This window comes from Labilibaculum sp. DW002, from assembly GCF_029029525.1.
Taxonomy (GTDB): domain Bacteria; phylum Bacteroidota; class Bacteroidia; order Bacteroidales; family Marinifilaceae; genus Paralabilibaculum; species Paralabilibaculum antarcticum.
Genome location: NZ_JAKJSC010000001.1, coordinates 2,634,781 through 2,647,337, shown reverse-complemented (window position 1 = coordinate 2,647,337; position 12,557 = coordinate 2,634,781). Strand labels below are relative to the sequence as shown.

Genomic DNA, 12,557 nt, shown 5'->3' with positions numbered 1-12,557 from the left:
TATACAAGAAATAGTTTTAGTAATATTATACCCTATCTATTTGTTAAAGAATTGTGTCCTGTACCTGATCTTGGAAGGAACATGTCTTTGGAATGTTAATAGGTCAAGAAATATTTTATAACTGCTTTGTTATACCATCTAATAATGCAGGGAGTTGGTTCTGGTGTAAATTATAAATTCAACACTTATGGAAATTAATGAAAAACAAATAATGATTGTAATAGTGGGATTGGCCATTACATGTTTCATCTTTTTTGGTGTAAAAGATTTATATCAAAGAAGTCGATTAACGAAAGAAGGTATATATACGATTGGGACAATTACAAAATTTGTTGATGATCATCATTCAGCTCCAACTGCGCATTATGAGTTTAAATATAAAAATGTTGAGTACAGAGGTGGAGTCATTGTAAATCATATGCAAAACACGTTAATTTCTAAAAGATTTTTTGTGATTTTTCTTCCAGACGCACCAAGTAAATCAAAAATGTTAATTGGCAATCCCGTACCATCTGTTCTAAAAAATGCACCTCCTGCTGGTTGGTTAAAGCTTCCTGATTAGTAAATGTGCGATTTTTCATAGGTGTATTATAAAGAATAAGCTTATTTACAGCAGTGAATTGAACCACATGAGTTAAAAATCTATAAAGTCATGTAAACCAAACACCCCATGAAAATCAGTTGGTTAACAAATGGTGTAAACCTTGTAAACCATGAATGTAAACCGTAAGGTGTTGATATGTAGCTTGTAGTGTGGTAGGTTTACAGGTTTACACAGAAAATTACAATACATTCTATAGTGTAGAGAAAATTAGCTCCTAATTAAAGAGCAATATTATAATTTGAAAAAAAATAAGGATGTTGTGTTTGCGAATTTGTTTGCGAAGCATAAAAAAAGCGCCTACGGTGGAAGCCCGCAAACGCCTTATCTTCAATGTGGAGAATATCGGAATCGAACCGCTGACCTCTTGACTGCCAGTCAAACGCTCTAGCCAACTGAGCTAATCCCCCGTGAGGTATTCTTAATATGTACAAGAATAAATATACTCATCTAACCAAAGAGATTAGAATGGGCCTATTCCTCAACAGGACTGCAAATATAGATGAAAATTGCACATCTCAAAAAATAATACGATGGAATTTTTAGAAAGCCAAACATTTTTTTAATTAGTACGTAAAGGAATGAAGAGTGAAGAATCTATTTTAGTTCGAAAATTGTTTGTCAATAGACAATTGATTGGTAGCAATGTATAGTGTGTGTATAGGTAGGATGAGTTCGGACACAATGGATTTTTCACTCTACTTTTGTAATAAAATACAATTTAGATTGGCTATAAAGAAAAAATGGACTAAGTTTATAGTTCATTTATACACAGAGGTTTTATCCAAATAGAAATTACCAATAACTTCCTACTTTAATCTTGTTTTCTCAAACGTTTACGTGCTGAGAATCAATTTTATTGCCTAGGAAAAACAGTTTGCTTGTAATTTTTATATCTTTAGGCCTCAATTTAATTCTCTGATCGAAAAGAATTTTGATTATAGAATTGAAATACCTACTTTTAAACGCTGAATTTACTAGAAAATTAAAAGAAAACTATGGAAGTTAAGAAGTCACAAAAAGCAGATCTGGAGAATAAGAGAGGTCTTTTTCTAGAGATTGGTCTGGCTCTTACTCTTGCTATTGTATTTCTAGCCTTTGAGTGGCGAGTTGATACAAGTGAAGCCACTGTGTTGGAGACAGAGCAAGAAATCCAGGCTGAGGAGGAAATTATTCCTATTACTCGTCAAGAGCCTGTTAAGCCACCACCACCACCACCACCAGCTCCTAAGGTTGCTGACGTTTTGAACATTGTGGACAACGATGAAGAAATTGATGACGAACTTGAGATTGAAGATTCTGAAGCCGATATGGACGAAGATATTGAGATTCAAGTTGTGGAGGAAACAGAGGAAGAAGATGAGCAACAAGTCTTTGTAATTGTAGAGGATATGCCTGAGTTTCCAGGTGGAGACCTTGAGTTACAAAAATGGATTGCCAGATCGATTAAGTATCCTGTTATTGCACAAGAGAATGGTATTACCGGACGTGTATACGTAAATTTCGTAGTGAATAAAGTTGGTAAAGTTGAACAAATTCGCGTTGTACGTGGTGTCGATCCTTCATTGGATAAAGAAGCTGTTCGTGTAATCAACAAGATGCCTAAGTGGAAGCCAGGTAAGCAACGTGGTAAAGCTGTAAAAGTATCTTATACTGTACCGATCAATTTCCAGTTACAATAAGCTGATACATTTTGTATTCGATATATGAGGCTCTGATTTTTCAGAGCCTCTTTTTTTATGACCAATTGGCTAATGCTTTGTTTAATATTGTTTATTTTTGGCCGATAATTTCCGTACTTTGCTAATTGTATTTGTTTTGAATATAGATTGTAAAGTCTATTTCAAGAACGGAAATCATGATTTATAAAGGCACTTTAGCCTTTTGTTTTTTGCAAATTGATAAGATGGGAGATTTCCTTAAAAATAAAATAGAATCGGAAAAAGCAATTTTGATTGGTATTGTAGACCAATCTCAGGGCATGACCGAAGTTATGGTGAAAGAATATCTTGATGAATTAGATTTTCTTGCCTTAACTGCAGGAGCAAAAACGATGAAACGTTTTACTCAGAAATTACAACGATCGAATCCTAAAACTTTTGTTGGTACTGGTAAACTTGAAGAGATTGCACAATATCTTAATGATAATCCAGAAATTAGCTTGGTTATTTTTGATGATGAATTGACACCATCTCAACTGAGAAATATTGAGCGTGAACTGAAGCGTAAAATTCTTGATAGAACAAATTTGATTCTGGACATTTTTGCTAGTCGAGCTCAAACTGCAAATGCAAAAACTCAGGTTGAACTGGCACAATATCAGTATCTATTGCCTCGATTGACACGACTTTGGACTCACCTTGAGCGTCAGCGTGGTGGAATTGGAATGCGCGGACCTGGTGAAACCCAGATTGAAACTGACCGTCGTATTATTTTGGATAAGATTTCTAAACTTAAAGAAGATCTTAAGAAAATAGATAAGCAAAAGACTGTTCAGCGTAAGAACCGTGATAAAATGGTTCGTGTTGCCTTGGTGGGGTATACCAATGTTGGGAAATCAACATTGATGAATGTTTTGAGTAAATCGGATGTTTTTGCTGAGAATAAGCTTTTTGCAACATTAGATACTACGGTTAGAAAGGTTGTGATACAAAATGTCCCCTTCTTGCTTGCCGATACAGTTGGTTTTATTAGAAAACTACCTCACAATTTAGTTGAATCATTCAAGTCTACACTTGATGAGGTGCGTGAGGCTGATGTTATTCTTCATGTTGTTGATATTTCTCATCCTAATTTCGAAGATCACATTAATGTGGTGAACGAAACGATGGCAGAAATCGATAAAAAGGAAAAACCAACTTTCTTGGTTTTCAACAAAATTGATGCTTTTAGCTATGTGAAAAAGGATGAAGATGATTTAACCCCGAAGCTGAGAGAAAACTACAGTCTTGATGAGTTGAAGAAAATGTGGGTTGCTAAAGGTGATACGCCATGTCTATTTATCTCAGCTAAAGAAAAAGAAAATGTTGAGGAATTTAAAGAGAAAGTGTACGATATGGTTAAAGAAATTCATTCTGCACGTTTTCCTTATAACGATTATCTTTATCAGGATTATTCAAATCTGATGGACTAAGTGATATTAAAGAATAGTGGATGCGAATATCCGTAGTGTTTATTATTTACCAATCCTTCGTAAAATAAAAAAAGGCCAATAAATACTAATTTTATTGGCCTTTCCTGTGTTTTATACTAATTGGTTTTTGCTGAGGTATTCAGCAATTTGAATCGCATTGGTAGCAGCACCTTTACGCAGGTTATCTGCAACAATCCACATGTTTAAACTGTTTGGGTTTGAGAAATCACGACGAATTCGTCCAACAAAGACTTCATCTTGTTCGTGAGCAAATTTAGGCATTGGATAAATATTCTTTTCCGGTTCATCCTGAAGAATAACACCTTCTGATTCTGAAAGAAGGTTCTTTAGTTCATCCAAATCAAAATCCTTTTCAAACTCAATATTTACAGACTCAGAGTGACCACCAACAACAGGAACACGAACGGCTGTTGCCGTAATTCGAATAGAATCATCACAAAGAATTTTTCTAGTCTCATTAATCAATTTCATTTCCTCTTTTGTGTAAGCATTGTCTTCAAATACATCACAATGAGGTAAGCAGTTTTTATCTATAGGATATGGGTAAGCCATTTCTCCGTCAATACCTGCTCTTTCATTATCAAGTTGTTCAACAGCCTTAACACCTGTACCACTAATCGATTGATAAGTTGAAATAATCAAACGTTTAATTTTGTACTTTTTGTGTAAAGGAGCTAAAGCTACAACCATTTGTATAGTTGAACAGTTAGGGTTGGCAATAATTTTATCATCAACACTAAGTTCTGAAGCATTAATTTCCGGAACGATTAATTTTTTTTCAGGATGCATTCGCCAAGCTGATGAATTATCAACAACGAAAGTCCCTGCTTTTTCGAATTCAGGAGCCCATTTTGAAGAGGTGTCTCCACCAGCTGAGAAGATTGCAATTTGTGGTTTTAAATTAATTGCGTCCATCATACTGATAACTTTGTATTTTTTTCCATTAAATACAATCTCCTTACCTACAGATCTTTCACTTGCAACGGGGTACAATTCATCAATAGGGAAATTTCTTTCTGTCAGTACATCAAGAATTTTTTGTCCCACTAAACCTGTGGCGCCTACTACAGCAATCTTCATAACATAATTCAGTTTAAAATTTTGATTATAAATTTAATTATAGTTAAATTCACTTTGGTTAATTAAGTGAATCAAATTTAAAAGGATTTTTCCATGAAAAAAACTCTTTGCGTTAAATTGTTTTTAATGGTTTTCCTGTTGAACAGTAGTTGGTTGTATGCGGAAGATGTTTGGAGGGATAATTTTGCTGAAGAAACAGGGAAAGGTTATTGGGGCGGTGGTTCCGATATGGCAGGAATTATTGACTGGACTTTAAGTACAGAGAATTGTTCTTTGACTGATGAGAGCGATTACATAAAAGTGATTTCAACAAGCGGAGGACGCTTAGAAGCAAAGGATTGTGATGGTGAAGCCATTTGGAAAACCTTTTCTATTGATATTTCGACTTTTACTGATGTTGAGATTTCATTATATGTGGCAGAAACGGGTAGTTCTACCAATGCTAATAAATATATCAAGTGTTTTTACAAATTGGATGGAGGTGATGAAGTACCTTTTGAAACAAATCCTGAAAATATTGGTAATTGGGGCAATACTACTGTTTCTCAAGGAGAACTAAACGGTAGCAATTTGCAAGTGTTAGTGAAGATGAATAACCCTAATGCTGGAGATGCAGTTTATATAAAAGATGTGTTGATTAGCGGAAAACCTATAATTCCAGAAAGCGATAAGCTTACACAGATTTTAGCATCGCAAAGTCCGATTGAGAAAATTAATATTGAAACTACTATAAATGAACCAAGCGTTGCAGTTCCATTTTTTCGATTTAAAATTGAAGAAACTGCTGAAGTAACAGATGATTTACCAACTAAAATTTCTAATATGGCTTTTTACAATTCAAATCCAGAGAATGGAATGAATTGGAATAATAATATTGGTGGTATTCATTTATTTTCTGAGGAGAACGAGATTGTACCAAATATCGTACAACATGATGCCGATTCTATTTGGATGGAATTTTTGGAAGGGCAAATTAACATTCCTAATGCTACAAGTCGGGAGTTTGAGTTAAGAGTTTATTTAGATACCACTAATCCTATTGTTGATGGTAAAAATTTTGAGTTGTATATCAAAGAAAGCGCACTTGGCTTTAAGACATTTGATTCTGGTTCCGGCTTTTCTTCGCAGAGCAATAAGCTAAGTTCAGAGATTCATCTTATTGATGTGAGTGCATCACGAATATGCTTTACGAACCTACAAGACACTATTATTCGCAATCATCAGTTTTCAATCTCTTTAAAGGCTGTAGACAATTTTGATAATTTAGATGTTGATGCTGAAGAGGAGGTTAGTTTATCTCTGAAAAATGGTTCAGGAGTGTTAGAATCTAAAAATGAAATAAATCAATTATTTGTTAAAGGCGAGATTTGTTTTGATTCGCTTCAATATTCAGAAGTTGAAACGATTAATTTATCTGCTAAAGGAAATGTTTTAGGAGAGTGGATTTCTAATAATATAGTGGTTAAGAATACGAGGCAAACATATGTTGCAGTAGATTCTTCGTATGCCAATAACAGGGATTTTTCATCTTTAAGGGTAGAACAAGAGGATGCACTTGAAGTATATCGTTTTACAATTATTGATTCAGGACAAGATAGTTTGTCGACAATATTGAAAAATATTCGATTGATCGGATCAGATAAAAATCAAGTTAATTGGGAAAAATCAATTGAAAAATTTATCATCAAAAGAGATAATGAAGTTTTAGATGGCGTTTTAGATGTTGATGATTCTGAGTTGACGATTCAATTTTCAGAATCGGAAATAGGTCGGGAAGTTGCTAGTGAATTAACTGCAGCGTATTCTATTTTATGCTATCTGAAAAAAGGCAAAACCATAGATGGGGAAATCTTTCAAATGGCAATTGATTCTTTGCATACCCAATGGGAAGTTTCTGATAAAGGGAGTGGTTTGCTGCCCATTTTCGAAAGTAACTTGCTCGGACCTGAGTTCACATTAAATGTAGAACCTGAAAATATGAACTTTACTGATGTTCCTAAATTCATAAATTTTCAGGAGCAGTTTGAGCTTGGTATTGAACTAATAGATCGATTTGGAAATGTTGATAGTGACTTCGATTCTGAGATTCGTCTTTCTCTTGCCACAGGAAATGGTGAATTCTTATCAGAAAATTTTAATGCGATTAAGAAAGAAGTAAAGTATGTTTGGAGTGATTTAGTTTATTCAATGGCTGAAATTTTTACAATACAGGTCGAATGTGACTACTTTCCAACCATTTTAAGCGATAATATATCAGCAGTAGATAGAACTTCAATGATTAGTTCTGCTGACGCAATAGAATCGCTTGAATTGAATCCATTAGCGATCGATCAGCAGAATGCAATAGCTATTTTCAGTTTTCAAATAGCTGATTTGGGAAGCCATGATCAGTTATCAACTTCATTGTCTAATCTGAAATTTTATAATAGTTATCCAGAAAATTATTTCAACTGGAAAAAACACATTGCAGGAGCTGTTCTGAAATCTTCAGGAGAGCTTATCGCGACAACAAATGATATTGAGGAAGATTACATTCGCTTTTCTTCTTCGCAGGGAGTTGTTGAAGTTGGCAATGGGCTTTCAAAGAACCTCACTTTAGAAATCTTTTTTAGAAAGGGTAATTTATCAGATTTGGCTACTTTACAAGTTGAAATTCCCTCAGAAGATCATGAATGGAAAACTTTAGAGAATAGTTCAGCACTAAGTAGTGAAATGCCAAAACTAAGCTCTAGCGTATATCAAATTCAAGTACAGGCAAGTAAATATGCTTTTTTAGCTGCACCTTTTGCAATAGTAGGTTCTCAGGATAAGTTCTCATTGAGAATAGGAGCATGCGATACCCATGGAAATATAGATGTTGATGCACAAGAAGATGTTAATTTAATTCTAGATAATGAAATAGGAGAGCTTTTACTATCAGAAGAAGTTAAGGGTCTGGAAAATGGGATTGCTGTATTTGATTCGATTCAATACACAGGTAATGATAATTTTCAAATAATTATTGATGCTAACCTTGTAAGTGACACTGCTAAGATATTTTTGGGTGAAGATGAGCTTAAGATCAGTGATGATTTTGAAACTGGCAATCTTAATCTGTGGCAGAATACTGATGCATGGAAGGCTTCTTCTTACCAAGCTATAAATGGAGATTATTCCTTAAAACACAATTTATCTTCCGAAATTGGTTCTAGTCATATTTCAATTCCTTTAACAGATTTAAAACCAAATTCTGGCGTAATACAATGGTCGTTTATTATTCGAAATGGCGACTGGGATCCTTCTGCAGGAAATCAATTCGTATTTCATTTGTTAATGGATAATTCTGATCCCGAAAAATTAACAGAGAAATATTCAGTTGGTGTAAATTTACAAGGTTCAAAAGATTTATTGAGTTTTTGGAATGCAAACAAGGATGAAGATCTAAAATTATTGTTTGAATCAGATTTGAATTGGAACGAAAACGAGTCAATTGCAATTCAGGTTAATTATTTTCCTGAAGGAAGGTGGGAGTTGGCTTACAATCGGTTAGGAGAGCTAGATAACTGGCTAAGAGCTGGGCAGTTTTATTCAGAAGTGAATGATACTTCAGCTGATTGGTTTTCAGGTTTAGATTTTTCTTTTGAATCCTCTTCCAGAGCAGGATATTTATGGTTTGATGATCTTAAAATTAAAGCCATTAATACTGCTCCATTCCTCAAGTTTCATCATCTTATTGGACAAGATTCCATAAAATTGATCTATTCAGAAGATCTTGATTTTGAGAGTTTAGTAAACAAAGAGAATTTCATTGTGAAAAGGAATGAACAATCTCTTTCGTCTTTCGATGTGAATAAGGGAGATGCAAATAATGAGCTTATACTGAAATTTGAAGAAGCCTTATTAACTGGAGAGTATTCATTCGAAATCTTGAACATCTGTGATTTAAAAGGAGCAGTTCGAGATAAAGAAACTTTTCACCTAAACTATTTTGCTCCTGCCAAGGAATACGATATTGTTATTAATGAAATAATGGCGGACGAGAATCCGTCTGTTGGTCTTCCAGAATATGAATATCTCGAATTGTATAATACCACTGAATATCCAATTTCTGTGGAAGATTGGAAATTGAAAGTTGGATCAAAAACAGTAATTCTAGGAAAAGATTCAATTCCAGCTTTTGAATACCTACTTCTTTGTTCTACAACAGCAGCAGAGCAGTTTTCGGAATATGGTAATGTACTTGGTGTGACAAGTTTCCCAGGATTGACAAATTCTGGCACTAGCATAGAAATTCAATCGGCTGAAGAAGTATTAATCGATCGGGTAGTATATTCCGATTCATGGTATCAAGATGAATTCAAATCTGATGGAGGTTGGTCTTTAGAAAGAATTGATCCATTAAATACTTGCAGTCGTAATGGGAATTGGGCGGCATCAGAAAGTGGTGATTGCGGAACTCCTGGAGCGGAAAATTCTATTTACAAAAACAACCCTGATAATATTGCACCCAAAATTTCTGAGTTTAGCATTTTATCTAGACTTGATGTCTTACTTTCGCTTAGTGAATATGTGGATACATTAATTCTGAAAAATACGGATAATTATACGTTTGCCAATAATTCAGTTTCATCAATTGAATTGCTAACATCAGATCAGCTGAAAATTAATTTTTCCAATCCCTTTGAGGACGGAGTGAATCAAAACCTAAGCATTTCAGGATTAAAAGATGAATGTGATAATGCTTTGGATACCATTTTGAATTTTACTTGGCATGAGGTTCATCCCAATGATATTGTTATTAATGAGATTATGGCAGATGAGAACCCGTCTGTTGGTCTTCCTGAGTTCGAATACATCGAATTGTATAATAATACGAGTCATTCAGTTTCTATAAGAAATTGGACTTTGAAAATTAATGGAAAACATCTGCACATAGATGCAGTTACCGTTGAGGCCGATTCTTATCTAATTTTGTGCAGTAATTCAGCTGTTGATCTGTTTAAAAATTATGGAAATGTTAGTGGACTCACTGGTTTCTCTGGATTGACAAACTCGGAAGGTACCATAACAATTGAGTCTAGTGAAAATGTAATGTTAGATCATATACAATACTTTAGTGCGTGGCATCAAACTGTAGAGAAGGAAAATGGAGGATGGTCATTAGAACGCATAGATCCTAACAATACAGCTTGGCAACAAAACAATTGGAGTAGTTCAATGGATGAGAGTGGAGGAACTCCTGGAAAGTTGAATTCCATAGATTCGGTAAATATTGACCTTGATCCTCCCTTGGTTTTAACCTGCAATTTGCGTTATGAGGATTGCCTTGAGCTTGTTTTCAGTGAACCAATGGATGAGCAATCCATGCATGACTTAGCCAATTTTGAGTTATCTGATAACACTTCAATTGATAAAATTGAGCAACAAGATTCCAATCCACTTGAATATCATTTGTTTTGTTCCGAGACATTGTCCGTAAATCAGCAATATGAATTAATAATATCTGAGAAGGTAAAAGATTTAGGAGGTAATTCTCTTGAAATTACGCAATATGCATTTTGGGTTGCTGATGAAATAGCTGAGGGAGATGTGATAATAAATGAAGTGCTTTTTAATCCCTATCCTAACGGATCTGATTACGTTGAAATAGTGAATGTATCTGATAAAATAATTGACTTAAAGGATGTAAAACTTGGTACAAGAGATGAAAACTATCAATTGATGGATACTCTGCCGTTTTCAATGGAATATTTACATCCGAAGGAATATTTTCTCATTACAGATGATACTTTGAATGTCAGCAAAAATTATTTTACCACTAATTCGAATGTATTTTGTCAGGCAAAATCTTTACCGTCTTTTAATGATGAAAAGGGAAGGGTTGTTTTGAGTTCAAAAGAAGTGATAATTGACGATTTTGAATACAATGAGGAAATGCATTTTGCATTATTGGCTTCACTTAATGGTGTTGCCTTAGAAAGAGTTGACCCTTTTGTAGAAACGAATAAGGAAAGCAATTGGCAATCGGCAGCACAAAATATTGGATTTGGTTCTCCAGGTATGCAAAATTCCGTTTTTCAAGAGGCAGCTCTTCAGACCACAGAAGTTAGTCTATCTTCAGAAGTCTTTTCGCCAGATAATGACGGTATTAATGACCGTTTAATGATAAATTTTAAACTTAAAGAAGACGGTTATCTAGCCTCGATAAGAATTTACAATTCTCTTGGTGTAGAGGTGAGGAAATTAGCGACAAATGTAAACTTGGCGAACGAAGATACTTTGTTTTGGGATGGCTTATCATCGAATAAAATGAGAACACCTATTGGTGTTTATTTAGTTTATATTGAGTTGTTTAATTTGGAAGGAGATGTTAGCTCGTTTAAATTACCATGTGTTTTAGGAGGTAAGTTTAAATGACAAACTGTTTAATAAATTAAAATCATTGTTGGATTTTTATGTTAATTTTTGTATCTTAATTTAATCTAAGGTGTTAACAAGAAAAAATAAAAAGTTTTGGGTTAAATAAGATCACTTTAGAATAGCTGTTAATTAATGTAGTGGTTAATTTATTGCTAAAAAGAAAGGGGAATCATTTCGATTCCCCTTTTGTATTTAAATAGAGTCTGTTTTAATATTGTGCAAATTACTGGTGCGTTTATTCTTTCTTACGTAATTCAATATTTGATTATCAAACATCGATTTATCATCATTTAAGAACTTTATTCTCAAAGGAATATAGAAGAGGTGCTTTCTAATGGAATCTTGACTGATTTGCATGTCAAAGAAACGGGTCGCATCCTTTTCTGTTGTAATAATGATTTTATTTTCTCCTTCGAGTTGATCGTATTTTTGCTGGATTAAATCCAGATCTTTTTGAACAAAGGCATAATGGTCTGGAAATTTTAATTCTTCAACTGTGTCTGAAAAATTTTCTAGATATTTACGCAGAGGTTTTGGATTGGCAATTCCTGTAACCAATAAAATCGAAGAATTGTCATTTGCCCAATCTTCACTAATTGCGATTGCATCTTCTTCGAAAACAGGCTCTAAATTACCGTAATTTAAGCAGGTAAAATATAACGATTGATAAGGCAGAAGATTTAATTCTTTAACAATTATTCTTCTTTCAATTGGAGTCATGTTCTCTGGAGACTTACTCACAATAATTATATTGGCTCTGTCTTTTTCATGAGCACTTTCTCTTAGTCTGCCGTAAGGCATGATGTAATCTCTAGTAATTGGTCGATTGTAATCGATTAAAAGAACCGATAAACCAGCTTTTATTGACCGATGCTGAAAGGCATCATCCAATAATACAGCATCTAGATTATTACCATTTTCTGATTTGAGTAAGGATTTTACTCCATTAACTCTTTTTCGGTCTACAGAAACCAGAATTTCTGGAAATTTTCTTTTGATCTGCATTGGTTCGTCACCAAGCTGATTCGTTGTTGATTTTTCATCTGCAAGAAGAAAACCTTTTGATTTACGCTTGTATCCTCTGCTTAGAGTTGCAAGTTTATAATCATCTTTAAGTAAGTTGATAAGGTATTCTATGTGAGGAGTTTTACCAGTTCCTCCAACAGTGATATTCCCTACGGATATAATTGGAATTTTAAATTCTGTAATGGATAAAATGTTGAAATCAAACAAAAGATTTCGTATTGATACGATCAAACCATATAGTAAACTAAAAGGAATAAGCAGACTTCTTAGTATAGGGGATAGTTTCTTCATTTGATC

At 34.0% G+C, this 12,557-nt stretch carries 6 protein-coding genes and 1 tRNA gene; 4 read left to right on the top strand and 3 right to left on the bottom strand.

The features are described 5' to 3' along the window. Positions 1-187 precede the first annotated feature (187 nt). On the top strand, positions 188-562 hold the full coding sequence (locus L3049_RS10555) for a DUF3592 domain-containing protein (protein WP_275109771.1): 375 nt from the start codon (positions 188-190) through the stop codon (positions 560-562). A gap of 375 nt (positions 563-937) precedes the next feature. Here L3049_RS10555 and L3049_RS10550 read toward each other — a convergent pair. Next, a tRNA-Ala gene (locus L3049_RS10550) sits at positions 938-1,011 on the bottom strand. A 588-nt stretch (positions 1,012-1,599) separates the two neighbouring features. Between L3049_RS10550 and L3049_RS10545 the strand changes: the two genes are divergently transcribed. Beyond that, complete coding sequence (locus L3049_RS10545) at positions 1,600-2,283, top strand: energy transducer TonB (RefSeq protein WP_275109770.1); 684 nt, start codon at positions 1,600-1,602, stop codon at positions 2,281-2,283. 176 nt (positions 2,284-2,459) lie between these two features. Beyond that, on the top strand, positions 2,460-3,734 hold the full coding sequence (hflX, locus tag L3049_RS10540; protein WP_275109769.1) for a GTPase HflX: 1,275 nt from the start codon (positions 2,460-2,462) through the stop codon (positions 3,732-3,734). 111 nt (positions 3,735-3,845) lie between these two features. Here the strand turns inward: hflX and L3049_RS10535 are convergent, their stop codons facing one another. Continuing rightward, positions 3,846-4,835: an aspartate-semialdehyde dehydrogenase gene (locus L3049_RS10535; protein ID WP_275109768.1), complete on the bottom strand. Its 990-nt coding sequence runs from the start codon at positions 4,833-4,835 to the stop codon at positions 3,846-3,848. 93 nt (positions 4,836-4,928) lie between these two features. On the opposite strand from L3049_RS10535, the gene L3049_RS10530 reads away from it, so the two are divergent. Then, positions 4,929-11,231, top strand: a complete 6,303-nt coding sequence (locus L3049_RS10530; protein ID WP_275109767.1) for a lamin tail domain-containing protein — start codon at positions 4,929-4,931, stop codon at positions 11,229-11,231. A 195-nt stretch (positions 11,232-11,426) separates the two neighbouring features. Here L3049_RS10530 and lpxK read toward each other — a convergent pair whose 3' ends face one another. Continuing rightward, positions 11,427-12,551, bottom strand: coding sequence for a tetraacyldisaccharide 4'-kinase (gene lpxK, locus L3049_RS10525; RefSeq protein WP_275109766.1), 1,125 nt, complete (start codon positions 12,549-12,551; stop codon positions 11,427-11,429). Between the last annotated feature and the right edge of the window lie 6 nt (positions 12,552-12,557).

Coding starts and splice junctions, on each gene's coding strand:
- L3049_RS10545 (WP_275109770.1), top strand. CDS start 1,600: ATGGAAGTTAAGAAGTCACAAAAAGCAGATCTGGAGAATAAGAGAGGT.
- L3049_RS10530 (WP_275109767.1), top strand. CDS start 4,929: ATGAAAAAAACTCTTTGCGTTAAATTGTTTTTAATGGTTTTCCTGTTG.
- hflX (WP_275109769.1), top strand. CDS start 2,460: ATGATTTATAAAGGCACTTTAGCCTTTTGTTTTTTGCAAATTGATAAG.
- L3049_RS10555 (WP_275109771.1), top strand. CDS start 188: ATGGAAATTAATGAAAAACAAATAATGATTGTAATAGTGGGATTGGCC.
- L3049_RS10535 (WP_275109768.1), bottom strand. CDS start 4,835: ATGAAGATTGCTGTAGTAGGCGCCACAGGTTTAGTGGGACAAAAAATT.
- lpxK (WP_275109766.1), bottom strand. CDS start 12,551: ATGAAGAAACTATCCCCTATACTAAGAAGTCTGCTTATTCCTTTTAGT.